The 24,143-nt window shown below is 65.8% G+C and carries 27 protein-coding genes; 10 read left to right on the top strand and 17 right to left on the bottom strand.

The window, feature by feature from the left end; translation table 11 throughout:
- Positions 1-74: 74 nt before the first annotated feature.
- Complete coding sequence (gene purU, locus ABFA30_RS08310) at positions 75-926, bottom strand: formyltetrahydrofolate deformylase (RefSeq protein ID WP_225788018.1); 852 nt, start codon at positions 924-926, stop codon at positions 75-77.
- A gap of 301 nt (positions 927-1,227) precedes the next feature.
- On the opposite strand from purU, the gene mvaT reads away from it, so the two are divergent.
- A complete protein-coding gene (mvaT, locus tag ABFA30_RS08305) occupies positions 1,228-1,605 on the top strand; it encodes a histone-like nucleoid-structuring protein MvaT (protein ID WP_225788017.1) in 378 nt (125 codons plus the stop codon).
- Between the two features lie 75 nt (positions 1,606-1,680).
- Here mvaT and sbcB read toward each other — a convergent pair whose 3' ends face one another.
- From sbcB to ABFA30_RS08290, 3 genes are all read right to left on the bottom strand, one after another.
- Positions 1,681-3,111: an exodeoxyribonuclease I gene (gene sbcB, locus ABFA30_RS08300; protein WP_225788016.1), complete on the bottom strand. Its 1,431-nt coding sequence runs from the start codon at positions 3,109-3,111 to the stop codon at positions 1,681-1,683.
- Positions 3,112-3,157: 46 nt separating this feature from the next.
- Complete coding sequence (locus ABFA30_RS08295; RefSeq protein WP_225788015.1) at positions 3,158-3,517, bottom strand: PilZ domain-containing protein; 360 nt, start codon at positions 3,515-3,517, stop codon at positions 3,158-3,160.
- A gap of 113 nt (positions 3,518-3,630) precedes the next feature.
- Positions 3,631-4,017 (bottom strand): tetratricopeptide repeat protein, encoded by a 387-nt coding sequence (locus tag ABFA30_RS08290; RefSeq protein WP_225788014.1) that lies wholly within the window; start codon positions 4,015-4,017, stop codon positions 3,631-3,633.
- 224 nt (positions 4,018-4,241) lie between these two features.
- Between ABFA30_RS08290 and pyk the strand changes: the two genes are divergently transcribed.
- Entirely contained in the window at positions 4,242-5,693 is a 1,452-nt protein-coding gene (gene pyk, locus ABFA30_RS08285; RefSeq protein ID WP_253091126.1) for a pyruvate kinase, read from the top strand.
- A 148-nt stretch (positions 5,694-5,841) separates the two neighbouring features.
- Here the strand turns inward: pyk and ABFA30_RS08280 are convergent, their stop codons facing one another.
- The gene (locus ABFA30_RS08280; RefSeq protein WP_225788012.1) at positions 5,842-6,774 is read right to left on the bottom strand and encodes an iron-sulfur-binding ferredoxin reductase; all 933 of its coding nucleotides are present in this window, start codon (positions 6,772-6,774) and stop codon (positions 5,842-5,844) included.
- A 252-nt stretch (positions 6,775-7,026) separates the two neighbouring features.
- On the opposite strand from ABFA30_RS08280, the gene ABFA30_RS08275 reads away from it, so the two are divergent.
- Positions 7,027-8,550: a fumarate hydratase gene (locus tag ABFA30_RS08275; protein WP_225788011.1), complete on the top strand. Its 1,524-nt coding sequence runs from the start codon at positions 7,027-7,029 to the stop codon at positions 8,548-8,550.
- Positions 8,551-8,628: 78 nt separating this feature from the next.
- Here the strand turns inward: ABFA30_RS08275 and ABFA30_RS08270 are convergent, their stop codons facing one another.
- Both ABFA30_RS08270 and ABFA30_RS08265 read right to left on the bottom strand, forming a co-directional pair.
- Positions 8,629-9,501 (bottom strand): carbon-nitrogen hydrolase family protein, encoded by an 873-nt coding sequence (locus ABFA30_RS08270; RefSeq protein ID WP_253080358.1) that lies wholly within the window; start codon positions 9,499-9,501, stop codon positions 8,629-8,631.
- Positions 9,498-10,088, bottom strand: a complete 591-nt coding sequence (locus ABFA30_RS08265; protein WP_410045328.1) for a GNAT family acetyltransferase — start codon at positions 10,086-10,088, stop codon at positions 9,498-9,500. The genes ABFA30_RS08270 and ABFA30_RS08265 overlap by 4 nt, the downstream gene beginning before the upstream one ends.
- A 115-nt stretch (positions 10,089-10,203) precedes the next feature.
- Here ABFA30_RS08265 and ABFA30_RS08260 point away from each other — a divergent pair, with 115 nt between their 5' ends.
- Positions 10,204-10,602, top strand: coding sequence for a nuclear transport factor 2 family protein (locus ABFA30_RS08260; protein WP_225788008.1), 399 nt, complete (start codon positions 10,204-10,206; stop codon positions 10,600-10,602).
- 85 nt (positions 10,603-10,687) lie between these two features.
- Here the strand turns inward: ABFA30_RS08260 and ABFA30_RS08255 are convergent, their stop codons facing one another.
- From ABFA30_RS08255 to ABFA30_RS08230, 6 genes are read right to left on the bottom strand one after another with little or no spacing between them, the layout of a single operon-like run.
- Positions 10,688-11,266, bottom strand: coding sequence for a DJ-1/PfpI family protein (locus ABFA30_RS08255; RefSeq protein WP_225788007.1), 579 nt, complete (start codon positions 11,264-11,266; stop codon positions 10,688-10,690).
- Positions 11,267-11,325: 59 nt separating this feature from the next.
- Positions 11,326-12,483 carry a phospholipase D-like domain-containing protein gene (locus ABFA30_RS08250; protein ID WP_410045327.1) on the bottom strand — a complete coding sequence of 386 codons (1,158 nt, stop codon included), beginning with the start codon at positions 12,481-12,483 and terminating at the stop codon, positions 11,326-11,328.
- A gap of 1 nt (position 12,484) precedes the next feature.
- The gene (locus tag ABFA30_RS08245) at positions 12,485-13,066 is read right to left on the bottom strand and encodes a YceI family protein (protein WP_225788005.1); all 582 of its coding nucleotides are present in this window, start codon (positions 13,064-13,066) and stop codon (positions 12,485-12,487) included.
- Positions 13,067-13,110: 44 nt separating this feature from the next.
- A complete protein-coding gene (locus ABFA30_RS08240) occupies positions 13,111-13,410 on the bottom strand; it encodes an amidase (RefSeq protein ID WP_253080356.1) in 300 nt (99 codons plus the stop codon).
- Positions 13,407-14,486 carry a serine hydrolase domain-containing protein gene (locus tag ABFA30_RS08235; protein ID WP_253080390.1) on the bottom strand — a complete coding sequence of 360 codons (1,080 nt, stop codon included), beginning with the start codon at positions 14,484-14,486 and terminating at the stop codon, positions 13,407-13,409. The genes ABFA30_RS08240 and ABFA30_RS08235 overlap by 4 nt, the downstream gene beginning before the upstream one ends.
- A gap of 51 nt (positions 14,487-14,537) precedes the next feature.
- Complete coding sequence (locus ABFA30_RS08230; protein WP_410045326.1) at positions 14,538-15,425, bottom strand: acyl-CoA dehydrogenase; 888 nt, start codon at positions 15,423-15,425, stop codon at positions 14,538-14,540.
- Between the two features lie 137 nt (positions 15,426-15,562).
- Here ABFA30_RS08230 and olsB point away from each other — a divergent pair, with 137 nt between their 5' ends.
- Both olsB and ABFA30_RS08220 read left to right on the top strand, forming a co-directional pair.
- Positions 15,563-16,318 carry an L-ornithine N(alpha)-acyltransferase gene (gene olsB, locus ABFA30_RS08225; protein WP_225788002.1) on the top strand — a complete coding sequence of 252 codons (756 nt, stop codon included), beginning with the start codon at positions 15,563-15,565 and terminating at the stop codon, positions 16,316-16,318.
- On the top strand, positions 16,318-17,106 hold the full coding sequence (locus ABFA30_RS08220; protein ID WP_253091124.1) for a lysophospholipid acyltransferase family protein: 789 nt from the start codon (positions 16,318-16,320) through the stop codon (positions 17,104-17,106). The genes olsB and ABFA30_RS08220 overlap by 1 nt, the downstream gene beginning before the upstream one ends.
- 42 nt (positions 17,107-17,148) lie before the next feature.
- Here ABFA30_RS08220 and ABFA30_RS08215 read toward each other — a convergent pair whose 3' ends face one another.
- A complete protein-coding gene (locus tag ABFA30_RS08215) occupies positions 17,149-17,721 on the bottom strand; it encodes an ACP phosphodiesterase (protein WP_253091123.1) in 573 nt (190 codons plus the stop codon).
- A 152-nt stretch (positions 17,722-17,873) separates the two neighbouring features.
- Here ABFA30_RS08215 and ABFA30_RS08210 point away from each other — a divergent pair, with 152 nt between their 5' ends.
- From ABFA30_RS08210 to ABFA30_RS08200, 3 genes are read left to right on the top strand one after another with little or no spacing between them, the layout of a single operon-like run.
- Positions 17,874-18,176 carry an ArsR/SmtB family transcription factor gene (locus ABFA30_RS08210; RefSeq protein ID WP_225787999.1) on the top strand — a complete coding sequence of 101 codons (303 nt, stop codon included), beginning with the start codon at positions 17,874-17,876 and terminating at the stop codon, positions 18,174-18,176.
- Positions 18,177-18,189: 13 nt separating this feature from the next.
- Complete coding sequence (locus ABFA30_RS08205; protein ID WP_410045325.1) at positions 18,190-19,359, top strand: MFS transporter; 1,170 nt, start codon at positions 18,190-18,192, stop codon at positions 19,357-19,359.
- A 19-nt stretch (positions 19,360-19,378) separates the two neighbouring features.
- Positions 19,379-20,428 carry an alkene reductase gene (locus tag ABFA30_RS08200; protein WP_253080353.1) on the top strand — a complete coding sequence of 350 codons (1,050 nt, stop codon included), beginning with the start codon at positions 19,379-19,381 and terminating at the stop codon, positions 20,426-20,428.
- 75 nt (positions 20,429-20,503) lie between these two features.
- On the opposite strand, the gene ABFA30_RS08195 is transcribed toward ABFA30_RS08200, so the two are convergent.
- From ABFA30_RS08195 to ABFA30_RS08185, 3 genes are all read right to left on the bottom strand, one after another.
- Entirely contained in the window at positions 20,504-21,325 is an 822-nt protein-coding gene (locus ABFA30_RS08195; RefSeq protein ID WP_368815992.1) for an ATPase, read from the bottom strand.
- Positions 21,326-21,412: 87 nt separating this feature from the next.
- Entirely contained in the window at positions 21,413-22,402 is a 990-nt protein-coding gene (locus ABFA30_RS08190; RefSeq protein WP_410045324.1) for an NAD-dependent epimerase/dehydratase family protein, read from the bottom strand.
- Positions 22,403-22,451: 49 nt separating this feature from the next.
- A complete protein-coding gene (locus tag ABFA30_RS08185) occupies positions 22,452-23,342 on the bottom strand; it encodes a LysR family transcriptional regulator ArgP (RefSeq protein ID WP_410045323.1) in 891 nt (296 codons plus the stop codon).
- Positions 23,343-23,467: 125 nt separating this feature from the next.
- Here ABFA30_RS08185 and ABFA30_RS08180 point away from each other — a divergent pair, with 125 nt between their 5' ends.
- Positions 23,468-24,067: a LysE/ArgO family amino acid transporter gene (locus tag ABFA30_RS08180; RefSeq protein WP_225787993.1), complete on the top strand. Its 600-nt coding sequence runs from the start codon at positions 23,468-23,470 to the stop codon at positions 24,065-24,067.
- Positions 24,068-24,143: the final 76 nt, after the last annotated feature.

The following is a 24,143-nucleotide window of genomic DNA, read 5'->3' as shown; positions in this document are numbered from 1 at the left end:
TCTCGGCTGCCGCCCTGTCGCGTGGCTCGACCATTATCCAATACTCGTCAGGGGGCGCTTTGCAGCCCCAAGGCTCAGTCGAACACCACGGTCTTGTTGCCGTGTACCAGCACGCGGTCTTCCAGGTGATAGCGCAGGCCACGGGCCAGGACCATCTTCTCCACGTCACGACCGAAACGCACCATGTCCTCGATGCTGTCGGCATGGCTGACACGGACCACGTCCTGCTCGATGATCGGCCCGGCATCCAGCTCCTCGGTGACGTAGTGGCAGGTCGCGCCGATCAGCTTGACCCCACGCAGGGCGGCCTGGTGATAGGGCTTGGCGCCGACGAAGGACGGCAGGAAGCTGTGGTGGATGTTGATCACCTTCTCGGCATAGGCCTGGCACAGCTGCGGCGGCAGGATCTGCATGTAGCGCGCCAACACCACGACATCAGCCGCATGCGCCTCGACCAGACGCGACACTTCGGCGAACGCTGGCGCCTTGTCCTTCGGATCGACCGGGACATGGAAGAACGGGATGCCATGCCACTCGACCATGCTGCGCAAGTCGTCGTGGTTGGAGATCACGCACGGGATCTCGCAGTCCAGCTCGTCGGTGTGCCAGCGGTGCAACAGGTCGGCCAGGCAGTGGGATTCGCGGCTAGCCATCAACACCACGCGCTTCTTCTGTGCCGAATCGGTGATCCGCCAGGTCATGGAGAACTCTTCGGCGATCGGCGCGAAGGCCTCGCGGAAGGCCTCGATATCGAACGGCAGGGATTCGGCGCGGATCTCATGGCGCATGAAGAACCAGCCGCTCTGCTCGTCGGAGTGGTGGCTGGCTTCGTTGATCCAGCCATTGTACAAGGCCAGGAAATTACTGACTTTCGCCACGATACCGACACGGTCGGGGCAGGCAATCACCAGTCGATAGGTGCGCATGAATGAGACTCCAGAACTTCGCAAAGGCGCATATTCTAGCGGCCTGCCAGGAAAAACGCAGTAATGATCGGCACAACCGCAGCGAATGCCGAGCGGCTTGAGTCGATGGTGAGAATGCACGGCGTCCGTAGGAAAACGATGATTTCATCACCGCATATGTAAATTTTTCTTAACCAAACAGATACGTTGTCGTCGGACAATTAACAGTTTATTGCTATTTTAATTGTTTACTTGAGAGTATCGCCTGTCTATTATTGCCCCCTACTGTCTGTCTCCCTGAACACGCATTAAGGAACACTCCATGTCCCTGATCAACGAGTACCGCGCTACCGAAGAAGCCATCAAGGAACTTCAGGCCCGCCTGGCCAACCTGTCGCAAGATGACAAGCTGAAGAAAGAGCTGGAGTTCGAAGGCAAACTGCGCGCACTGATGGGCGAATATTCCAAGTCCCTGCGCGACGTGATCGCCCTGCTCGATCCCGATTCCAAACTGAGCAAGGCGCCACGTGGTGCCGTAAAAACCACCGGCACCAAGCGTGCTCGCAAGGTCAAGCAATACAAGAACCCGCACAATGGTGAAGTGATCGAAACCAAGGGCGGCAACCACAAGACGCTGAAAGAGTGGAAAGCCAAGTGGGGCAGCGACGAGGTCGAAAGCTGGGCCACCCTGCTGGACTGATCCCCGGGTATTGTCCTTTTATACCCCCATGAAAAACGCCGGCACATTGCCGGCGTTTTTCATGGGGCACGCATTCTATAACTGATACTGCACCTTCAACTGCCGGAGATGCGCCTGCCAGGCCTCCAGCACCCGCCGCCCGGCCTCGTCCGCCGTGGCCCAACTGCTCTGCCAGGCCTGTTCGAAGTCACCCACGGTATTCGGCGCCCCCAGGCACGGATCGCTCAAGCGTTGCTGGCAGAATGATTGCCACCGTTGTCGTTCCTCGGTATTCAAGGTCTCGGCGAAGTTTCGTGCGCGATAACGGAACAACAGCTCCGGCAGCCGCGGATCATCGAACATCCAGTGCCCCTGGCCCAATTGTGCAGGCTCCAGGCGACGGACTTGTTCGCACAGGCGCCGGTCCCGATCGCCGATAAACCCGTCGTACAGTTGTTGTTCCGGATCCTCGCTGGGGGTGAAATCATCAGCGTTGTAAATGTGCGCCAGTTTTTCCTGCCAAACGTTTTGTTGATTGGCCAGTTGTTCGCCACGGCGTTGCAGCAGTGCCATATCCAGGCCCAAACGCTGCTGGTCAGCAGGGCGTAATACCGACAACGGCGCGAGCACCGGGCAACGATTGACCTGCACCAACTTCAAAGGTACAGGTAGTTGTCCCTCGGATAATTCATCGCGGCGCGTGTACAAACGCTGACGTAATGTTTCTGCGCTTTCCTGCAATAACGGCAGTGTTTCCAGGTGCAGGTCGCACACAATCAGTGCATTGCGATTACGCGGATGCCAGGCCAGCGGCAGCACCACGCCAAGATAGTTACGCTCTGCTGAAAAACGCCCCGAAACATGTACCAGCGGCTGCAGCAGGCGTACCTGTTCCATCACTTTGTGCTTGCTGCGCAACTGGAACAACCAGTCGTACAACCGAGGCTGCTGCTGGCGGATCAAGCGGGCCAGGGCGATGGTCGCCCGCACGTCGGAAAGTGCCTCGTGGGCCTGGCCATGGTCGATGCCGTTGGCCTGGCTGAGCAGCTCCAGGCGCAGGCTGGTACGACCATCCTGCTGCGGCCAGACGATCCCTTCCGGGCGCAAGGCATAGGCGGTGCGCACCACGTCGATCAGGTCCCAGCGGCTGTTGCCACCCTGCCATTCGCGGGCATAGGGATCGAAGAAGTTGCGGTAAAGGCTGTAGCGGGTGACTTCATCGTCGAAGCGCAGGGTGTTGTAACCCGCGCCACAGGTTCCGGGGCGCGCCAGTTGCTCATGCACTTTTGTCATGAACTCGGCTTCGCACAGCCCGTTGCCTGCCAGTTGCTCGGGGGTGATGCCGGTCACCAGGCAAGCCGCCGGGTGCGGCAGGATATCGTCGCTGGGCCGGCAATAAAGGCTGATCGGTGCCTCGATTTCGTTGAGTTCGAGGTCAGTGCGCACGCCTGCGACCTGCAGGGGCCGGTCGCGGCGCGGATCGATACCGGTGGTTTCGTAATCGTGCCAGAAGATGCTGGTGCTCACGGGGTCGTCCTGTAACAAGGTCGACCAGAGTCTACCGGAGACAGCCTCAGGCGGAAGCGTTCATGGGCCGGAAACTGAAGTAGCTGCGCAAGGAACGCACGAACTCCTCGTACTCGCGGGGTGCCTGCAACAGCATGAAGCCTGAATCGTAGTGCCCCGGCGTCTGGTCCTCGCGACACCATAGGCAACTGGCAGTCAGGTTGACGTATTGCCACCCGCCGCCTGCCAGCGGCAGGCGCAACTGCAGCTCGAAATCCGGCCCGACCAGCACCGGCAACTGGCTGATCAGCATCAACCCGTCCTCCGAGGCATTGCCGAGGTAGCCGATCTGCTGGTCGGTGAATCGGTTGTACACCTTGAGGACACAAGGCAACTGGTGACGTTCTATATGGCGTTCGATAAACATGCTGTCCGTACCTGATGCCAGGAAGACAAGGTACTGGCGGTGATCGTTACATCTGCCTGACAGATTAGCCCAGGGCGCCTGTCCAATTCCATGAAATCAACAACACCTTGGTGTTAGCGCCAAGGTGCACGGGTGACCGGCGTCGCCACCGCCGCCTCGCCAGGCCGATAGTGACCGAGTTGCTCGAGTGTCTGCAGCCGCGCCCGGGCGCGGTAGGCGTACTCGTTCTGCGGGTAGCGCTGGATCAGGTACTGGTAGGTCTGCGCCGCATCGACGTAGAGTTTCTGGCGCTCCAGGCACTGGCCCCGCAGCAGCGAGACTTCCGGGTGAATGAACGGCCGGGCACGGCTGGTACGGTCGACCTGCGACAGCTCCAGCATCACCCGCTGGCAATCGCCGCGGTCGTAGGCACGGTAGGCATTGTTCAGATGATGGTCCATCGACCAACGGGTGCAACCGACGACACTGGCCGCCACGGCCAAAACGATCAGGGCTCGCATGGGGGATCTCCTTTATTACGCAGTGTATCGGCTTGGTTTGGCATTTCTTCAGCTTCAAGCGGCAAGCTGCAAGCGGGTATGCGGCGCGAATCAGCTAGAGGCTTGCAGCTTGGAACCTCCGTTCAACCGCCAAGCCCAAGCGCTGCCAGGTAGTGCAATGGAACAATGACTACAGCGAGATTCCGGGGTAGCCTTTCGCTGCGCTTCACTATAGGAGTCTGTGCATGACCATCCGCCGTACCAAAATCGTCGCCACCCTCGGCCCCGCCAGCAACTCGCCGGAAGTGATCGAACAACTGATCCTCGCTGGCCTGGACGTGGCACGCCTGAACTTCTCCCACGGCACCCCGGACGAGCACAAGGCCCGCGCCCGCCTGATCCGCGACATCGCCGCCAAGCACGGGCGTCACGTCGCGCTGCTGGGCGACCTGCAGGGTCCGAAGATCCGCATCGCCAAGTTCAGCAACAAGCGCATCGAACTGAAGATCGGCGACACGTTCACCTTCTCCACCGCCCACCCGCTGACCGAAGGCACCCAGGACATCGTCGGCATCGACTACCCCGACCTGGTCAAGGACTGCGGCGTCGGCGACGAACTGCTGCTCGATGACGGCCGCGTGGTCATGCGTGTCGAGACCGCCACTACCGATGCCCTGCACTGCGTGGTGATCGTCGGTGGCCCGCTGTCCGACCACAAGGGCATCAACCGCAAGGGTGGCGGCCTGACCGCCCCGGCCCTGACCGACAAGGACAAGGCCGACATCAAGCTGGCGGCGGAAATGGACCTGGACTACCTGGCCGTGTCCTTCCCGCGTGACGCCAGCGACATGGAATACGCCCGCAAGCTGCGCGACGAAGCCGGCGGCACCGCCTGGCTGGTGGCCAAGATCGAGCGCGCCGAAGCCGTGGCCGACGACGAGACCCTCGATGGCCTGATCGCCGCCTCCGACGCCGTGATGGTCGCCCGTGGCGACCTGGGCGTGGAAATCGGCGACGCCGAGCTGATCGCCATCCAGAAGAAGATCATCCAGCACGCCCGCCGCAACAACAAGGCGGTGATCGTCGCGACCCAGATGATGGAGTCGATGATCCAGAACCCGATGCCGACCCGTGCCGAAGTGTCCGACGTGGCCAACGCCGTGCTGGACAACACCGACGCGGTGATGCTGTCGGCCGAGAGCGCCGCCGGCGCCTACCCGATCGAAGCGGTCCAGGCCATGGCGCGTATCTGCCAGGGCGCCGAGAAGCACCCGACCAGCCAGAAGTCCAGCCATCGCCTGCATACCACCTTCGAGCGCTGCGACGAAAGCATCGCCCTGGCGGCGATGTACACCGCCAACCACTTCCCCGGCGTCAAGGCGATCATCGCCCTCACCGAAAGTGGCTACACCCCGCTGATCATGTCACGCCTGCGCTCGCACGTGCCGATCTTCGCCATGTCGCCGCACAGCGGCACCCAGGCCCGTACCTCGCTGTTCCGTGGCGTCTACCCGATCGCCTTCGACCCCGCCTCGCTGCCGCCGGAGAAAGTCAGCCAGGCCGCGGTCGACGAACTGCTCAAGCGCGGCCTGGTGCAACAGGGTGACTGGGTGATCCTGACCAAGGGCGACAGCTACCACACCATCGGCGGGACCAATGGCATGAAGATCCTGCACGTGGGTGATCCGCTGATCTGAGTCGATTCTCCAACGCCGTAATCCTGGGGCCGTTTCGCGCCCCTTCGCGGGCAAGCCCGCTCCCACATGGCCCTGCCAACCGCATCATTCGTGATCGACTCGGCCCCTGTGGGAGCGGGCTTGCCCGCGCAAGGAGCCCCACAAGCCATCAGGCATGCTCGAGAAACACATCGGCAAACAGCTGGTTCCTCGGCAACCCGGCAATGAACAGCCGCCGTGCGAAGCGCTCGACACTCCCCGGCGCCCCGCACGCCAGCGCCACCGTCTGCCGCGATGACAGGCGCAACCCCGCCAGCGCTTGCTCCAACTGATCGGCCAACCCCCACTCGACACTCACCCTGGGATATCGATCGGCCAGGTCCGCCAACGGCCCGGCCAGGTACTGTCCGGCGCGGTCATGGGTCACATGCAGCACCCGGATCCCACCCTGGTGCCCCTGGCGCAACGCTTCCCGCAGGATGCCCCACAACGGCGCAAGCCCAGTTCCCGCGGCCAGCAGCCACAAGGGTCGCTCCTGCCAGTCCGGGTCGTAGTGCAAGGCGCCGCCCCGCAGCTCGCCCAGGCGCAGCTCATCGCCCTCGGCCAGCCGCCTGGCCTTGTCGCAGAAGGCGCCAGGGCGCCGGCAATCCAGGTGGAACTCCAGGAAGTCATCTTCCCCCGGCAGGCTCGCCAGTGAATACGGCCGCGCCACGCCGTCCAGCCACAGCACCAGGTGCTGCCCTGCCTGGTAGCGCAATGGCCGCTCGGGCCTAAGGCGCAAGCGCAGCACGTCGCCGAACCACGCCAGGGCGCAGACGCGCGCAGGCAAGCCATCGCTCGACGGATCGAACACCGCCACCCGCAAGTCGGCGCTCACCCGGCACTGGCAGGCCAGGCGCCAGCCCTGCTCGCGCTGCGCAAGGCCCAGCGCCTCGGGCATGGCGTCCTCGGGCTGCCCCTCCAGGCAACGCACCAGGCAGGCATGGCAACTGCCGGCGCGGCAGCTGTAGGGCACGCCACAACCTGCGGCATTGAGGGCATCGAGCAGGTTGCTGGCGGCCGGCACTGTCCAGCAGCGCTCGCCGACGCAGAGTTCAGGCATGGTCGGTATGTCTCCACGAATCACATCGCCCACTCTAGGGCTTCGCGGGTAAATCAGCAAAAAGGGTGCCCGTCGGTTGCCGACCTTGGTCCAGACCACACGCAGGTGTGCCGGGGGCGGATGCGCGCTATACTGCCGCGCCCTTTTGCGTCGGCCAGCCTGCCGGCGCGCCTTGCAAGGCATTTCGACGCGCAGGTCGGCGGTGTCGGAAGGCCTTTATGAATGTTCCCGTCTTTAAGAGGAGCGCGCTGCATGACCGTGATCAAGCAAGACGACCTGATTCAGAGCGTTGCCGACGCCCTGCAATTCATCTCGTACTACCACCCCGTCGATTTCATCCAGGCGATGCACGAAGCCTACCTGCGTGAAGAGTCGCCCGCCGCGCGCGACTCCATCGCCCAGATCCTGATCAACTCGCGCATGTGCGCCACCGGCCACCGCCCGATCTGCCAGGACACCGGCATCGTCACCGTGTTCGTCCGCGTGGGCATGGACGTACGCTGGGACGGCGCCACCATGAGCGTCGACGACATGATCAACGAGGGTGTGCGCCGCGCCTACAACCTGCCTGAGAACGTCCTGCGCGCCTCGATCCTGGCCGACCCGGCCGGTGCCCGCAAGAACACCAAGGACAACACTCCGGCGGTGATCCACTACTCCATCGTCCCCGGCGACAAGGTCGAGGTCGACGTCGCCGCCAAGGGCGGCGGCTCGGAGAACAAGTCGAAGATGGCCATGCTCAACCCGTCCGACTCGATCGTCGACTGGGTCCTGAAGACCGTCCCGACCATGGGCGCCGGCTGGTGCCCGCCTGGCATGCTGGGCATCGGCATCGGCGGTACCGCCGAGAAGGCCGCGGTGATGGCCAAGGAAGTCCTGATGGAGTCCATCGACATCCATGAACTCAAGGCCCGCGGCCCGCAGAACCGCATCGAGGAACTGCGCCTTGAGCTGTTCGAGAAGGTCAACCAGCTGGGCATCGGCGCCCAGGGCCTGGGCGGCCTGACCACCGTGCTCGACGTCAAGATCATGGACTACCCGACCCATGCCGCCTCCCTGCCGGTGTGCATGATCCCCAACTGCGCCGCCACCCGCCACGCCCACTTCGTGCTCGACGGCACGGGCCCGGCCGAGCTGGAAGCGCCGTCGCTGGACGCCTACCCGGAAATCGTCTGGGAAGCCGGCCCGAGCGCCCGCCGCGTCGACCTCGACAGCATCACCCCGGAAGAAGTCGCCAGCTGGAAGCCGGGCGAGACCCTGCTGCTCAACGGCAAGATGCTCACCGGCCGCGACGCCGCGCACAAGCGCATGGTCGAGATGCTCAACCGTGGCGAAGCGTTGCCGGTGGACCTCAAGGGCCGTTTCATCTACTACGTAGGCCCGGTCGATCCGGTCGGTGACGAAGTGGTAGGTCCTGCCGGCCCGACCACCGCCACCCGCATGGACAAGTTCACCCGCCAGATCCTCGAGCAGACCGGCCTGCTGGGCATGATCGGCAAGTCCGAGCGTGGCCCGACCGCCATCGAGGCGATCAAGGACAACAAGGCCGTGTACCTGATGGCCGTCGGCGGCGCCGCCTACCTGGTAGCCCAGGCGATCCGCAAGTCCCAGGTCCTGGCGTTCGCCGAGCTGGGCATGGAGGCGATCTACGAGTTCGAGGTCAAGGACATGCCGGTCACCGTCGCGGTGGACAGCAACGGTGAGTCGGTGCACATCACCGGCCCTGCCCTGTGGCAGAGCAAGATCGCCGAGAGCCTGGCGGTCGAAGTGAAGTAAAACGCCCGACCGTTTGGGGCTGCCTTGCAGCCCCAAGCTTCAAGGCTCTGCCAGACCCGCGCAGCGGCCAACCCAGCCCTACAGAACCCGCTCGAACTGCTCCGGCCAGTCCCGCCGGGTGAACACCTGCCCTTCCCGCCGTACCCGTCGCACCTCCTCCAGATCCACCTCACAGACCAACCAACGGCTACCGCCAGGGCACAATTCGGCGCTCTCGGCGATCACGCCATTGGCCGGCATACCATGGTCCGGCGGCACGAACAGCCCTGCCCGCCCGATGTTCTCATCCAGCGCCGGCGACCAAGGCGCCATGCCCACCGTAGGGCTCTGCAACACGGCGATCTGGTTCTCCAGGGCGCGCGCCTGGGCGCCGATACGCACGCGGTGATACCCCGCCTCGGTGTCGGTGCAACTGGGGGTGAGGATCAGGTCCGCACCGCCTTCGGCCAGGCGCCGGGCCAGCAGGGGGAACTCGTTGTCATAGCAGATCAGGATGCCCAGGCGCCCCAGGGCCGTGTCGAACACCTTGAGCCCTTCGCCTGCGGCGATCCCCCACTGCTCCCGTTCGAAGCGGGTCATGATCAGTTTGTCCTGATGGCCCAGCACCCCGTCCGGACCGAACAGCCAGGCACGGTTGCGGTAACGGCCATCGGCGTCGAGCACGGGCACGCTGCCAGGCTGCAGGTAGATGCCCCAGCGACGGGCAAGGCTTTCGCACAGCGCCAACCACGGCGCGACCAGCGGCTGGATGCCGGCGATCGACGCCTTCAGGTCGCTGCGCTGTTGTACCGGCAACTGGCCGCTGAGCACCAGGCCGGCATATTCAGGCAATAGCAGCAACTGCCCACCAGCCTCGACCGCCTCGGCGCACAAGCCGTGCAAGTGCTCGGCATAGGCGTCCCAGCTCTCGTACAGTTCGATGGCGTACTGGCACGCCGCGAGGCGGATCATACCGGCAGTTCCTTGAGCCAGAAGGACATGATCTTGGCCGATTCGGTCTGCTCGTCGAGGTCGCGCCAGGCATAGGTGGTGCGCAGCGACGGATCGTGCAGGAAGCCACGGTTGCGCCAGAAGCCATGCAACGGCTTGTAGTCCAGTGGGCGCCGGGGATGGCCGGCCGGGCGCTCGACAGCGCAGAAGGCGCAGTAGTCGAATTCAGCGAGCTTGTGGGCGTAGGATTCGCGCTCGATGAAGAAGCGCACGCCCAGGCCCTGGCCCCGGTAGGCCGGCAGCAACACCGACTCGCCGAAGTAGTAGACGCTCGCCGGGTCCCGGCTCTGGGCCAGGAACGGCTGCTGGAACTCGAGCGTCTCGTCGACCAGGGGCAGGCCGGTCGAGGCGCCGACCACCTTGCCGCCGTCCAGGGCCAGCACCACCAGGCTGCGCCCGGAACGGGCATAGGTGGACAGGTAGTCGGCCTCGTATTCCGGCGAGCCGTCGTAGAGGTAGGGGAACTCGCGGAACACCGTCAGGCGCAGGCGAGCGAGGTCATCGATGTAAGGCGCGATGGCAGCGCCGTGCAACAGGCGGATTTCCATGCGTAGCGGTCGTTTTGTCGATGTGGATGACGCGCTCGGCTAAGCCGGGCTTGAGGGGAAACCCTATCATCCGTTCCACGCCATTCCCTTTCCCGTACACGACAGGAACATTGCCATGACCGCTACCGAGCTCGTCAACGCCTACTACGCCGCCTTCAATGCCGGGGACATGCCGGCCTTCCTCGCCCTGCTCAGCGAGGACGTGATCCATGACATCAACCAGGGCGAGCGGCAGATGGGCAAGGCGGCCTTCGCAGCCTTCATGGACAAGATGAACCGCTGCTACCGGGAACGCCTGGCCGACATCGTGGTGATGCAGAACGCCGACGGCAGCCGCGCGGCCGCCGAGTTCACCGTGCACGGAGAGTACCTGGCCGATGACGAAGGGCTGCCACCGGCCAATGGGCAGACCTACGTGCTGCCGGCTGGGGCGTTCTTCTACATCCATTGCGGGAAGATCGCCCGGGTGACCAACTACTACAACCTCAATGACTGGGTCGAGCAGGTGGGCTGAGGGCTGGGGTTGGCAGTACAGTTTGGGGGCGCTTCGCACAAGCCCGGGTAAACCTCGGATGATGCGAATGGCCCCCTCCTCTACGTCAGGCAATCCGCGTCCCGAGCAATTTGAGAAATGCCGCCAACCACGCCGGATGCGCTGGCCAGGCCGGTGCGGTCACCAGGTTCCCGTCCACGTGCGCCTGGTCCATGGCGATGTCCACATATCGCCCTCCCGCCAACCTCACCTCGGGCGCACACGCCGGATACGCACTGCACTCGCGCCCATCCAGCACACCGGCCGCCGCCAGCAACTGGGCCCCATGGCACACCGCAGCGATGGGCTTGCCGGCCTGGTCGAAGGCCTTGACCAAACCCAGCACCCGCTCATCCAGGCGCAGGTACTCAGGCGCCCGGCCCCCTGGGATCAGCAGCGCGTCATAGCCCTCGGCCCGCACCTGCACGAAGTCCTGGTTCAGGGCGAAAGCGTGCCCTGGCTTCTCGCTGTAGGTCTGGTCACCTTCGAAATCGTGGATCGCCGTGCGCACGGTCTGCCCCGCCAGTTTCTCCGGGCACACCGCGTGCACCGTGTGGCCGACCATCTTCAAGGCCTGGAAGGGCACCATCACCTCGTAGTCCTCGACGTAGTCGCCCACCAGCATGAGAATCTTCTTCGCCGTCATCGCCGCCACTCCTTCCGTAGCATGAGAACAATCCCTGCACGATAGTCCGCTTCGCCGTCTTAGTCGCGGCGATCCAGCAGGTTGACCACCAGGCGATCGAGCAATCCCCACAGCCGCTGCTGCACCCGCCACCAGAGCGGCCGGGCCTGCCAGAGCGCCAGGTCGACCTCCTGGCTCAGGGCGAAGTCGCGCTCGAAACTGGCCGCCACGGCGGCGGTCAACGGTGGGTCGATGGCCTCGACATTGGCCTCGAGGTTGAAACGCAGGTTCCAGTGGTCGAAATTGCACGAACCGACGCTGACCCAGTCGTCCACCAGCACCATCTTCAGGTGCAGGAAGCAGGGCTGGTACTCGAAGATCCGCACGCCGGCGCGCAGCAACCGCGGATAGTAGCGATGACCGGCGTAGCGTATCGCCGGATGATCGGTGCGCGGGCCGGTGAGCAGCAGGCGCACATCGATGCCCTTCTGCGCAGCCCGGCGCAAGGAGCGGCGCACGCTGAAGGTCGGCAGGAAGTACGGCGTGGCCAGCCAGATGCGACGCTGGCCACTGTTCAGGGCCCGTACCAGCGCATGCAGGATGTCTCGGTGCTGACGGGCATCGGCATAGGCCACCCGGCCCAGGCCCTGCCCCTGGGCCGGTACGCGAGGCAGGCGCGGCAACCCGAAGCCTTCCGGTGGGCGCCAGGCGGTGCGCCGGTTGTTGGCGTGCCACTGGCGATCGAACAACAGTTGCCAGTCAGTCACGATCGGCCCCTGCATCTGCACCATCACCTCATGCCACTCGCTGGTTTCGTCCCCCGGCTTCCAGAACGCGTCGGTGACACCGGTGCCGCCGACCACGGCCCAGCGCTCGTCCACCAGCAGCAGCTTGCGATGGTCGCGATAGAAGTTGCGCAACCCTCGCAGCCAGCGCAGGCGGTTGTACAGCCGCAGCTCGACACCCGCCGTCTGCAGGCGCTGGCGCAGGGCCGAGGGGAAGGCCAGCGCACCGTAGTCGTCGAACAGGCAGCGCACCCGCACACCCCGGCCAGCGGCCTGCTCGAGGGCCTCGACCACCGCCTCGGCGCAGGCGCCGGCTTCCACGAGATAGAGCTCCAGGTCGACCTGGAATTCAGCACGCACGATCGCCATGAGCATGCGCGGAAAGAACCTGGGGCCGTCGATCAACAGCTCGAACTGGTTGCCACCCCGCCAAGGGAAGACCGGCCCCGACATGTCAGCGAGCGGCGAAGATCAGCACCGCACTCACCGGTACCGATGGGCTGATGGAAGAAAGCCCGGCGAGCTTGCGCAAGGTCGCCAGGCCCGGCATCAGGCCGAAGTCCTCGGCGCGCAGCAGCAGCGGCTCCAGGGTCACCACCTGGAAGCGCCGCTCGTCCAGACGAGTGGCCAGCAACAGGACGTTGTAGCTGCGCGACTCGCCATGCAGGGTCACGGTCACCGGCAGGCGCAGCTCCACCTGGGCGCCGTTGGCAAGGTCATTGATCGGCCCCAGGTCGATCTGCGCCTGCACCTGGGCCTCCGGGAAACGGGCGACCTCGAACAGCTCGTTGCGCATGCGTTCGTCACGCAGCGGAACGCCGCCACTGACCGAGTCCATCTCGATGCGCAGTTGCGCCAGGCCCTTGCGGTCGACCTTGCCGTGCAACACCAGGAAGCGATGCACCTCGGCGGTATCGCCGTTCTTGCTGGTGACGAAGGACAGGCGCGAGGACTCGCCGTCCAGGTGCCAATTGGCGTGGGCGGGCAAGCACAGGGCCAACAGGAGGGCGGGCAGGAGACGGAGCAACTTGAACATGTGAAGTCCTTTGAAACAAGGCCGTCAACCTTACCCGCCCCTCTTCATGGCAGCAAGCGGCAGCCCGCGCGCGCCCCCTGCCAGGCGGCCACGCTACTGCGCCCCAGGCCCTCGGCGAACACCCGTCGCCGCGCAGGGTCTTCCTCCAGCCGGCCCAACGGCAGGTACTGCTTCACGTAGCCCTGGCAATACGCCGCGTCGAAGCCCATGACGAACCGGCACGAGCAGTACTCCTTGGCCGAATAGGCCGAAAGAATCCCCGGGAAGTCCGCCAACGCCTGGCGCTCATGCCAGGCCCAGGCCAGCAACAACGACATCGGCACCAGCCACACCAGGTGCTTCATGCGCCCTCCGCAGCCAGGGCAGTCAGCACCCGCTTGAGCAGCTCGTTGTGCCGGTAGCTGCCATCACGGTCGTCGCCGTAACGGACGATCACCAGCTTCTGCGAAGGCAGCAGGTAGAGCGCCTGGCCCCAATGCCCAAGCGCCGCATAGGTATCCAGCGGTGCGTCCGGCCAGGGTGCAGGGTGGCCCGGCAACGGCTGGTTGAGCCACCAGTGGCCGCCGGGGTTGGCCTCGCCGGGGGCTGCCTCGGCGTGCTCGAACAGGCGTCGGTTGAACGCCACCCAACCCGCCGGCAGTAGCTGGCGATCGCGCCAGCGCCCCTCGCGCAGCATCAGCAGGCCGATCCTGGCCAGGTCGCGGGCGCTCAGGTAGAGGTAGGAAGACCCCACGTAGGTGCCGGCGCCATCGCGCTCCCAGACGGCACTGTCGATGCCCAGCGGCGTGAACAGCGCCTGCCAGGGGTAGTCCTCGTATTGCCCAGGCTCGAGCATGCCCCGCAGGGCGGCGGCCAGCAGGTTGCTGTCGCCGCTGGAATAGAGAAAGCGTGCGCCCGGCGTCGCGTCGGCGGGCATCGCAGCGGCAAAAGCGGCCATGTCGGCGCGGCCACGGGTATAGAGCATGGCCACCACCGAGGACTTGAGCGGCGCGTATTCGTAATCCTCCTGCCAGGCCAGGCCGCTGGCCCAGTGCAGCAAGTCGACCAGGCGCAAGCAAGGGTGGGCTTGCAGTGGCGGGTAGTAACGGGCCGCCGGGTCCTCGAGGGCGAAGCGCCCTTCGCCCTGGGCCACGCCGAGCAGAGTGGCCAGCACGCTCTTGCTGATCGACCAGGTCAGGTGCGGGGTATCGACACCGCTTGGCGCGGCGTAGCGCTCATGCAGGATGCGCCCATCGCGAATGATCAGCAGCGCGTCGCTGCGCACACCCGTGCGCTCGGTCGCATGGCGCGCCGGGAAGGCATAGGCGTCGACGGCCTGCCAGTCGAGCGCATTGGGCTCGGTGTGCCAGTCCGGGTCCGGCCATGCCTCGGCCCAGGCCGGCATGGCGACCATCCCCAGGATGCCCAACAGCCCCTTCAGCGTACCCATGGCCGGCCCTCTCGTCGCGGATCGGGCGAGCCTGCCAGGGTTTCATGACAATCCAGCGGCGGCCCAGGCCTTTTCCAGGCGCTTGTCGCGGGCGGCAGCGGCCAGCGCCAGCACGCCCTGGTCACGCTGCCAGCAATGTGCCCAGGCCTGCGGGCCGGCAGCCAGGGCCTTGTCGATATCGCCGCGCAAGCCCTGGAACTGGGCGAACAGCCCGGCGAGCAGCAGATGGCAGGCGGTGCTGTCGGCGCATTGCCGGCTGCCCTCGGCACAACCGCCAAGCAGGCCCAGCAGACGCAGGCGCAGCTCCCGCGGCCAGCCACTGTCCTGACCGACGCCATATAACCAGGCGACCAGCGCCGCCAGCACATAAAGGTCCTCGAGGGAGCGGAACGGTTTGACATAGGCGTCCCAGCCATCGCCAGCGAGCAGTTCGCAGGCGGCCTGCTGCAGGTGCAGGCGGGCATGCCCGACCTCGGGCATCAGCGGCAGCGCCGGCAGGGCCTCCAGACGCACCCCGGGCTCGCCCGGGTAGACCACCGCCAGGCTCAGGCGGGGAGGTTCGCCCTGCCCTTCGCTGCGCGCCGCCACCAACAGCCACTCGGCCTCGAGCCCTGCCGTCACGAAGTCCTTGCTGCCAGTCAGGCGCAGGCCATCGAGCCGGGTCTGCATGTCTGCCGGCCGCACGCTGCGCCGCTCAGTGGCGCATAGCGCGCCGAGGCTGGCCGGGGCGCTGGGCCAGAGCACGCGCAAAGCGGCCTGGTAGCCGACCAGGAAGGCCAGGCCCGGGGTGACCATGGCACGGCCGCCGAGCACCGCCAGCTCGAAGGGGTTGACCGGCCCCAGGCGCTCGAGCAGCGCACCGTGGCTTTCGCCCAGGCTGTCGGCCCGGGGCTGGCGGAAAGGGTCGTTGAGTCGTTGCAACCAGGCCATCGGACGCTCCTCGCAAGGGGTTGTCACGCAAGCATCACCAAAGATTCACAGGGGTGACACCGCGCGTACCTAGGCTGACTTTGCACAACAAAGCCGACCGGCCGCAACCCTCTTTGGCTGGCTTAGGGAGACTCGCAATGACTCGGATCGCTCGCTCTGGCGACAACAGCACTGAACGCCGTCTGCAAGCCGAACGCCTGGTCGGCGTCGCGGCCCTGCAAGAAGCGCAGGCCCTGCGTTTCAAGGTGTTCAGCGCCGAATTCAAGGCCAAGCTCAAGGGCGCGGAACAGGGCCTGGACATGGACGACTACGACATCCACTGCCGCCACATCGGCGTGCGCGACCTGGCCAGCGGCCAACTGGTCGCCACCACCCGTCTGCTCGATCACCAGGCCGCCAGCAGCCTGGGCCGTTTCTACAGCGAAGAAGAATTCAGCCTGCACGGGCTGCTCCAGTTGCAGGGCCCGATCCTCGAGCTGGGTCGCACCTGCGTCGACCCGGCCTACCGCAACGGCGGCACCATCGCCGTGCTCTGGGGGGAGCTTGCCGAGGTGCTCAACGAGGGCCGCTACAGCTACCTGATGGGGTGCGCCAGCATCCCCATGCAGGACGGCGGCGTGCAGGCCCACGCCATCATGCAGCGCCTGCGCGAGCGCTACCTGTGCACCGAGCACCTGCGCGCCGAGCCGAAGAAGCCGCTGCCGAGCCTGGCCCTGCCGAACAACGTCATCGCCGAAATGCCACCGCTGCTCAAGGCCTACATGCGCCTGGGCGCGAAGATCTGCGGCGAGCCCTGCTGGGACGAGGACTTCCAGGTCGCCGACGTGTTCATCCTGCTCAAGCGCGACGACCTCTGTCCGCGCTATGCCCGCCACTTCAAGGCGGCGGTCTGATGCCGCGCCTGCGGGTACTCGCCCGCCTGGCCCGGCTGATACTGGTGTTGCTGCTGGGCATGCTCATGGCCAGCGTGATCGCCTTCGGCGAACGCCTGGGCCTGAAAGCCTCCGTCGAACGGCGCCAGCGCTGGACGCGCCGGTTCATGCAGCACTTGGTCGGCGCCCTGCCCTTCAAGGTGCGCGTGGTCGGCCCGTTGCCACGCCAGCCGATGCTGTGGGTCAGCAACCATGTGTCCTGGACCGACATTCCCCTGCTCGGCATGCTCACGCCCCTGTCGTTCCTGTCCAAGGCCGAAGTGCGCCACTGGCCGTTGGCCGGCTGGCTGGCGCAGAAGGCCGGGACCCTGTTCATCCGCCGCGGAAGCGGCGACAGCCAACGCCTGGCCCGGCAGATCGGCAACCAGCTAAACCAGCGACGGCCGTTGCTGATCTTCCCGGAAGGCACCACCACCGACGGCCGCAGCCTGCGTACCTTCCATGGTCGTCTGCTGGCCGCTGCCATCGACCTGGGCACGCCGCTGCAGCCGGTGGCGATCCAGTACCTGCGCGATGGCGAGCCCGACCCTGTGGCGCCGTTCATCGGCGACGATGACCTGGTTTCGCACCTGGTGCGGCTGTTCAGCCAACCGCGCGGCGAGGTGGTCATTCAGTTGCTGCAGCCGATCACCAGTGCGGGCAAGGAGCGGGCGGCCCTGGCCTTCCAGGCGCAGCAGGCGATCCACATGGCGTTGTTCGGCATCCAGGACGTGGAGATGGCGCCGCGTCGTCGGACGCAGGCGGCATAGTTGCGGCGGCGTCAGTACCGGCCTACTCGCGGCGGTACCGCCTCACCTGCCCGCCGCAGCAAAGGCCTGCAACTGCGGATAGAACTCGCGAAAATCCGCCAGCAACGGCTCGTACAGCCGCTCCAACTCCCCCATCACCCCACTCATCCCCTCCGGCCGCGACAGCCGCCGGGCGATCCCCTTGAACACCTGCTCCAGGGTCGCGAAGTCGCCATAAGCCCCCAGCCAGTCATCCGCCGCCATGAACGGCGCAATGTGTGCCAGCCGCCCCGGAAGCTCGGACTGGGCCAGCAGCACGCGATAGAACGCCTCGGTGAACTCGCCCAGTGGCTGCTCGGCATAGTCCGCCCAATGCCGCGCCAGGCAGTGGTCGAAGAACACATCGAGGATGATCCCGGCATAGCGCCGCCGCTCGCGGGGGAAACGCGCCAGCGCCGCCAGCACCAGCGGGTGGCTGTCGGTATAGCTGTCGATATGCCGGTGCAACCGGATCGAGGCCTCCAGCGCCGGCGGGAAACGCCCGTCCAGCGAGCCCTTGACGAAGTCGCCATACAGGCTGCCCAGCAGTTGCTGCGGCGCGTGGCCGCCCAGGTGAAGGTGTGCGAGGTAATTCATGGCGCCAGTCTAGCACCCACTCCGGCCATATCGTTATAACGCGATATAGCGATTCGTGCTCAGCTCAGAACCTCTTCATATTTGTATATCGCGAAATATCGATTTATATTTCGCTCCATCGCGATATACCGCTACACACCACGAGCCCAACCATGCCTCTCGATCTCGACGAAATAATAAAAGCCCTGGCCCACCCGGTCCGGCGAGACATCCTCAACTGGCTGAAGGACCCCGCGGCGCAATTCCCCGACCAGCAGCACAGCACCGAATACGGCGTCTGTGCCGGGCAGATCGACCAACGCTGCGGCCTGTCGCAGTCGACCGTCTCCGCCCACCTGGCGACCTTGCAGCGCGCGGGCCTGATCAGCAGCCAGAAGATCGGCCAGTGGCATTTCTTCAAACGCAACGAGCAAACCATCCGGGCTTTCCTCGAGCAGATGAGCCAAGAGCTCTGACAAGGACCTTGCAATGCCCCTTTCCCTGTTGATCCTGGCGCTGAGCGCCTTTGCCATCGGTACCACCGAGTTCGTCATCATGGGCCTGCTGCCCGACGTGGCGCAGGACCTTGGCGTGACCATCCCCGGCGCCGGTTGGCTGGTGACCGGTTACGCCCTGGGCGTGGCCATCGGTGCACCGTTCATGGCCCTGGCCACCGCCCGCCTGCCCCGCAAGGCCGCGCTGGTGACGCTGATGAGCGTATTCATCGTCGGCAACCTGCTGTGCGCCGTGGCCAGCGACTACGACCTGCTGATGTTCGCCCGGGTGGTGACCGCCCTGTGCCACGGTGCCTTCTTCGGCATCGGCTCGGTGGTGGCCGCCAGCCTGGTGCCGGCCAACCGCCGCGCCTCTGCGGTGGCGCTGATGTTCACCGGCCTGACCCTGGCCAACGTGCTCGGCGTGCCCCTGGGCACTGCACTGGGCCAGGTCGCCGGCTGGCGTTCGACCTTCTGGGCCGTGACACTGATCGGGGTGATCGCCTTGATCGGCCTGGTGCGCTTCCTGCCGCTGCAGCGCCAGGAAGAAAAGGTCGACATGCGCGCCGAACTGGCCGCCCTCAAGGGCATCGGCATCTGGCTGTCGCTGGGCATGACCGTGCTGTTCGCCGCGTCCATGTTCGCCCTGTTCACCTATGTGGCACCGTTGCTCGGTGACGTCACCGGCGTATCGCCACGTGGCGTGACCTGGACCCTGCTGCTGATCGGCCTGGGCCTGACCCTGGGCAACATCCTCGGCGGCAAGCTGGCCGACCGCCGCCTGGGTGCCACCCTGGTAGGAGTGTTCGCCGCCATGGCGGTGGTGTCCACCGTACTGAGCTGGACCAGCAGCGCCCTGGTGCCGGCAGAAATCACCCTGTTCCTCTGGGCCACCGCCGCCTTCGCCGCCGTGCCGGCCCTGCAGGTCAACGTGGTGACCTACGGCAAGGCCGCACCGAACCTGGTCTCGACCCTGAACATCGGCGCCTTCAACCTGGGCAATGCCCTGGGCGCCTGGGTCGGCGGCAGCGTCATCGCCCATGGCTTCGGCCTGACCCGCGTGCCCCTGGCCGCGGCGGCCCTGGCGGTGCTGGCGCTGATCGTCACCCTCATCACCTTCAGCCAGCGCGGCGGCGATGCCGAACTGGCCAGCGCTTCCAATTGACCCACGCGAGGCTAAGCAGATGACCACGCTCTTCGATCCGATCACTCTGGGCGACCTCGAGCTGCCCAACCGCATCATCATGGCCCCGCTGACCCGCTGCCGCGCCGACGAAGGCCGCGTGCCCAACGCACTGATGGCCGAGTACTACGTGCAACGTGCCAGCGCCGGGCTGATTCTCAGCGAGGCGACCTCGGTGACGCCCATGGGCGTCGGCTACCCGGACACCCCCGGTATCTGGTCCGATGAGCAGGTGCGCGGCTGGACCAACGTGACCAAGGCCGTGCATGGCGCCGGTGGGCGCATCTTCCTGCAGCTGTGGCACGTGGGGCGCATCTCCCATCCCAGCTACCTGAACGGCGAGTTGCCCGTGGCGCCGAGCGCGATCCAGCCCAAGGGCCATGTCAGCCTGATCCGGCCGGTCACCGAGTACCCGACCCCACGCGCCCTGGAAACCGAGGAAATCGCCGACATCGTCGAGGCCTACCGCACGGGTGCCGAGAATGCCAAGGCCGCCGGCTTCGACGGCGTGGAGATCCATGGCGCCAATGGCTACCTGCTCGACCAGTTCCTGCAGAGCAGCACCAACCAGCGCACCGATCGCTACGGCGGCGCCCTGGAGAACCGTGCGCGCCTGCTGCTGGAAGTGACCGACGCGGTCATCGAGGTGTGGGGCGCCAACCGTGTGGGCATGCACCTGGCCCCTCGCGCCGACGCCCATGACATGGGCGACGCCGACCGCGCGCAAACCTTCACCTATGTCGCACGGGAGCTGGGCAAGCGAGGCATCGCCTTCATCTGCTCGCGGGAGCAGGAAGCCGACGACAGCATCGGCCCGTTGATCAAGGAAGCCTTCGGCGGCCCGTACATCGTCAACGAGCGCTTCGACAAGGCCAGCGCCAATGCGGCCCTGGCCAATGGCACGGCCGATGCGGTGGCCTTCGGTATCCCGTTCATCGCCAACCCAGACCTGCCGGCGCGCCTGGCTGCCGATGCGCCGTTGAACGAGCCGCACCCGGAAACCTTCTATGCCAAGGGGCCGGTGGGGTATATCGATTATCCGCGGATGTGACCACGGCTCGGGGTTGGCCAGTCAAGCCGCGTCCTGGGGCTGCTTTGCAGCCCCATCGACAAACCGGAGCACGCATCAAGGCCGGGCGTTGATCTGCTGCTGCAGGTTCTGGATCTGACTCTGCAGGGTGTTGAGGTTGCGGGTCACCTGGCTGCGGAAGGCGTCGAACTCCTGCACCGAGGCCCCTGCGGCAGGCGTCGGGCGGTTGTCGATCTGGCTCTTGAGCACCAGCACATCCTGCTCCAGGCTCTCGATGGCCGCGCTCGGGTTGCCCTGCTTCTTCAACGCCGCCACCTCATTGCTCAGGCTCTTGATCTGGCCGTCGAGCTTGCCGCCATCCACCTGGCCCGACTTCAGCGCCGCCAGTTCGCCATTGACGGCCTTGAGCTGCGCCTGCAACTGGTTCTGCAGCTCGGTCACCGCCTTCTGCTGCTCACGGGTATCGGCCAGCACCTGCTCCAGGCGCTTGCCCAGGTCACCGGCCTGGCCGGCCACCCCCTGCTGCTGCTTGCCCTGCTCGGCCAGGCTCGCCTGCAACTGGCGGATCTGCAGCTTCAGGGCCTCGCTGCCGGTATTGGCGCTGGACTCGCTGGCCTCCACCTTGCCGCTGATCGCCTGCAAGCGCCCCGCCGCTTCCTCGCTGATGCGGGCGAAACTCTCCTGGGTCGCCACCAGTTGCTGCTCCATCAGCGAGATCTGCTGGAAGCTCCACCAGCCCAACCCCGCCAAGGCGATGAACGACGCGCACAGCAATGCCCACAGGGGGCCGCTGCTGGCCGGGCGCGCGGCCTTCTGGCGGCTGCGCGCCACATGCGCCGGCAGCAGCTCGTCGTCATCTGGAGTACCGGCACGCAAGGTCGGTACGTCGTCGAAATCGTCGTGTGAGTCGTTACGCATGGATGCTTTCAACCGCGGTGGTAGCAAAGGGGCATTAGTATAAACCGCTCGGGCGGCGCATTGATGACCATCATCGGCGCGCCAGGTTCACGGATGCACGTTTTTCCACCAGGCGCAGAACTCGTCCAACGCCGTCCACAGGCTGACCTTCGGCCGGTAGTCCAGGTACTGGCGGGCGCGGCTGATGTCCAGGGTGAAGTCCTTGCTCATCACCTGCATCGCGGTACGCGACAGGGTCGGCTGCGGGCGCCCCGGCCACAGCAGGCATGCCGCTTCGTTCAGCGCCGCCAGGCTGTAGGCCAGCCCGTAGGCGCGGTAGCGGGTGACCTGGGGCAACTGCATCTGGCGCATCACGTAGTTGACCACGTCCCACAGCGGCACGGGCTGTCCATTGCTGATGTTGTAGGCTTGGCCGAGCGCCTGCTCGTCGGCGAACAAGGCACTGAGCAAGGCATCGTTGAGGTTGTGCACGCTGGTGAAATCGACTTTGTTCAGACCATTGCCGACGATCGCCAGGCGACGCTTGCGCTGCATCTGCAACAAGCGCGCAAAGATGCTCGCATCGCCGGCCCCGGTGACGAAACGCGGGCGCAGGGCCAGCACTTGCAGGCCGAACTCCTGGGCACCGAAGACCTTCTGCTCGGCCAGGTACTTGGTCGTCGCGTAGTGGTCGTGGAAACGGCGCGGCAGTTGGTCTTCGCGGATGTCCAGGCGCGAGCGGCCGGTGAAGTAGATCGACGGCGACGACAGGTGCACCAGGCGGCGCACGCGCGCCTTGAGGCAGCCTTCCACCACGTTCTCTGTGACCACCACGTTGCCCTGGTGGAAATCCTGATAGCGCCCCCAGTTACCCACCGCGCCGGCGCAGTGCACCACCGCGTCGACGCCCTGACACAGACGCCTGGCCAGTTCGCCATCGCCCAGGTCGCCCGGCATGAACTCGGCACCGCGCTTGACCAGGTGCTCCACGCCCTCGGCGCGCCGGCCGTTGACCCGTACCTCCAGGCCCTGCTCCAGGGCGAAACGTGCAAAGCGCCCGCCGATGAAGCCGCTCGCGCCGGTGACCAGAATTAGCATGTAAGACTCCGCCTTGCCAGATGACTGAAGCAACTGACGTCGCCCGCGCCTACAAGGGCACCAGCCAGCCCGGCGCCGTCTGGCGCAGGTGCTCGGTCAGTTGGGCGAGCAACTGCCCGCCATTGCGCCAATGATGCCAGTACAGCGGCACGTCGATGGGCGTATCGGCGCAGATTTCCACCAGTTGCCCGCCGGCCAGTTGCTCGGCGGCCTGCAGTTCAGGCACCAGGCCCCAGCCCAACCCAGCTTCGGTCATGCGCAGGAAGCCCTCGGAAGACGGGCACAGGTGATGGAGGAAACCGTCCTGGATACCCAGCGACGCCAGGTAGCGGTGCTGGAGGAAATCGTCCGGACCGAACACCACCGCCGGCGTGCGGGCCAGGCGCCGGGCCTCGAAGCCCCGGGGAAAATGCCGTGCCATGAATGCCGGGCTGGCCAGCGCCCGGTAGCGCATGGCCCCCAGGGGCAGGCTGCGCGCCCCGGCCACCGGCCGCTCGCTGCCGCACAGGCAGGCGGCCACTTCGCCGGCGCGCATGCGCTTGAGGCCGACGTCCTGGTCTTCCACCACCAGGTCGAGCAGCACCTGTTGCCCGGCGCAGAAGGCCCCCACCGCACCGGCCCACCAGGTCGCCAGGCTGTCGGCGTTGAGGGCGATGCGCAGGCGCTCGGGCATGCCTTCCTCGTCCAGCGCGGGCACCTGGCGTTGCAGGTCGCGCTCGAGCAGGCGCACCTGCTGCACATGGTTGAGCAACTGGCGGCCGACCTCGGTCGGGCTTGGCGGCGTGGCACGTACCAGCACCGGCTGGCCGACGCGCGCCTCGAGCAGCTTGATGCGCTGGGAAATGGCCGATTGCGACAGGCCCAGAACCTGGGCGGCGCGCTCGAAGCCGCCTTGCTCGATGACGGCGGCAAGGGCGGCGAGCAACTTGTAGTCGAACATCGATTTTCCTAATGAGAGATCAGCTTTATTTGTTTTTCTTATAGCGCGCATTTCCCCACAATGGCCAGCATCTTCCTTGGCAACAAGCACCGGCGCAGAGCCGGTGCCCCTGGAGTGTTCCCGCTATGTGGCAAAGCTATATGAACGGCATGCTGGTGGCCTTCGGCCTGATCATGGCCATCGGCGCGCAGAACGCCTTCGTCCTGGCGCAGAGCCTGCGCCGCGAACATCACCTACCGGTGGCGGCCCTGTGCATCGTCTGCGATGCGATCCTGGTGGCGGCCGGGGTGTTCGGCCTGGCCACGGTGCTGGCGCACAATCCGACCTTGCTGGCGGTGGCCCGCTGGGGCGGCGCGGTGTTCCTGATCTGGTACGGCGCCAAGGCCCTGCGCAGCGCCTGCTCGAAGCAGAGCCTGCAGCACCAGGAAGGCCAGGGCATGCGTTCACGCCGGGCCGTGCTGCTCAGCGCCCTGGCGGTGACCCTGCTCAACCCTCACGTGTACCTCGACACCGTGCTGCTGATCGGCTCCCTCGGAGCCCAGCAGAGCGTGCCCGGCGCCTACGTGGCCGGCGCCGCCAGCGCCTCGCTGGTCTGGTTCTCGACCCTGGCCCTGGGCGCGGCCTGGCTCGCCCCCTGGCTGGCCCGGCCCGCCACCTGGCGTCTGCTCGACCTCATGGTGGCGGTGATGATGTTCGCTGTGGCGGCGCAGCTGATTTTTTCTTGAGTTTCAAGCGGCGAGCTGCAAGTAAAAGCGGATCGTGTGGGCTTCTCTTGCCGCTTGTCCCTATAGTTGTTGCGTG

The sequence above is a fragment of the Pseudomonas sp. HLMP genome, from assembly GCF_046365545.1.
GTDB lineage: Bacteria > Pseudomonadota > Gammaproteobacteria > Pseudomonadales > Pseudomonadaceae > Aquipseudomonas > Aquipseudomonas guariconensis_B.
The sequence above is the reverse complement of the archived record's forward strand: the minus strand, read 5'-3'. Positions and strand labels throughout refer to the sequence as shown.

Excerpts from the sequence above, each read along its gene's own strand:
- purU (WP_225788018.1), bottom strand. The coding sequence starts at position 926 with ATGCGCACCTATCGACTGGTGATTGCCTGCCCCGACCGTGTCGGTATC.
- mvaT (WP_225788017.1), top strand. The coding sequence starts at position 1,228 with ATGTCCCTGATCAACGAGTACCGCGCTACCGAAGAAGCCATCAAGGAA.
- ABFA30_RS08295 (WP_225788015.1), bottom strand. The coding sequence starts at position 3,517 with ATGTTTATCGAACGCCATATAGAACGTCACCAGTTGCCTTGTGTCCTC.
- ABFA30_RS08290 (WP_225788014.1), bottom strand. The coding sequence starts at position 4,017 with ATGCGAGCCCTGATCGTTTTGGCCGTGGCGGCCAGTGTCGTCGGTTGC.
- pyk (WP_253091126.1), top strand. The coding sequence starts at position 4,242 with ATGACCATCCGCCGTACCAAAATCGTCGCCACCCTCGGCCCCGCCAGC.
- ABFA30_RS08280 (WP_225788012.1), bottom strand. The coding sequence starts at position 6,774 with ATGCCTGAACTCTGCGTCGGCGAGCGCTGCTGGACAGTGCCGGCCGCC.
- ABFA30_RS08275 (WP_225788011.1), top strand. The coding sequence starts at position 7,027 with ATGACCGTGATCAAGCAAGACGACCTGATTCAGAGCGTTGCCGACGCC.
- ABFA30_RS08270 (WP_253080358.1), bottom strand. The coding sequence starts at position 9,501 with ATGATCCGCCTCGCGGCGTGCCAGTACGCCATCGAACTGTACGAGAGC.
- ABFA30_RS08265 (WP_410045328.1), bottom strand. The coding sequence starts at position 10,088 with ATGGAAATCCGCCTGTTGCACGGCGCTGCCATCGCGCCTTACATCGAT.
- ABFA30_RS08260 (WP_225788008.1), top strand. The coding sequence starts at position 10,204 with ATGACCGCTACCGAGCTCGTCAACGCCTACTACGCCGCCTTCAATGCC.
- ABFA30_RS08255 (WP_225788007.1), bottom strand. The coding sequence starts at position 11,266 with ATGACGGCGAAGAAGATTCTCATGCTGGTGGGCGACTACGTCGAGGAC.
- ABFA30_RS08250 (WP_410045327.1), bottom strand. The coding sequence starts at position 12,483 with ATGTCGGGGCCGGTCTTCCCTTGGCGGGGTGGCAACCAGTTCGAGCTG.
- ABFA30_RS08245 (WP_225788005.1), bottom strand. The coding sequence starts at position 13,066 with ATGTTCAAGTTGCTCCGTCTCCTGCCCGCCCTCCTGTTGGCCCTGTGC.
- ABFA30_RS08240 (WP_253080356.1), bottom strand. The coding sequence starts at position 13,410 with ATGAAGCACCTGGTGTGGCTGGTGCCGATGTCGTTGTTGCTGGCCTGG.
- ABFA30_RS08230 (WP_410045326.1), bottom strand. The coding sequence starts at position 15,425 with ATGGCCTGGTTGCAACGACTCAACGACCCTTTCCGCCAGCCCCGGGCC.
- olsB (WP_225788002.1), top strand. The coding sequence starts at position 15,563 with ATGACTCGGATCGCTCGCTCTGGCGACAACAGCACTGAACGCCGTCTG.
- ABFA30_RS08220 (WP_253091124.1), top strand. The coding sequence starts at position 16,318 with ATGCCGCGCCTGCGGGTACTCGCCCGCCTGGCCCGGCTGATACTGGTG.
- ABFA30_RS08215 (WP_253091123.1), bottom strand. The coding sequence starts at position 17,721 with ATGAATTACCTCGCACACCTTCACCTGGGCGGCCACGCGCCGCAGCAA.
- ABFA30_RS08210 (WP_225787999.1), top strand. The coding sequence starts at position 17,874 with ATGCCTCTCGATCTCGACGAAATAATAAAAGCCCTGGCCCACCCGGTC.
- ABFA30_RS08205 (WP_410045325.1), top strand. The coding sequence starts at position 18,190 with ATGCCCCTTTCCCTGTTGATCCTGGCGCTGAGCGCCTTTGCCATCGGT.
- ABFA30_RS08200 (WP_253080353.1), top strand. The coding sequence starts at position 19,379 with ATGACCACGCTCTTCGATCCGATCACTCTGGGCGACCTCGAGCTGCCC.
- ABFA30_RS08195 (WP_368815992.1), bottom strand. The coding sequence starts at position 21,325 with ATGCGTAACGACTCACACGACGATTTCGACGACGTACCGACCTTGCGT.
- ABFA30_RS08190 (WP_410045324.1), bottom strand. The coding sequence starts at position 22,402 with ATGCTAATTCTGGTCACCGGCGCGAGCGGCTTCATCGGCGGGCGCTTT.
- ABFA30_RS08185 (WP_410045323.1), bottom strand. The coding sequence starts at position 23,342 with ATGTTCGACTACAAGTTGCTCGCCGCCCTTGCCGCCGTCATCGAGCAA.
- ABFA30_RS08180 (WP_225787993.1), top strand. The coding sequence starts at position 23,468 with ATGTGGCAAAGCTATATGAACGGCATGCTGGTGGCCTTCGGCCTGATC.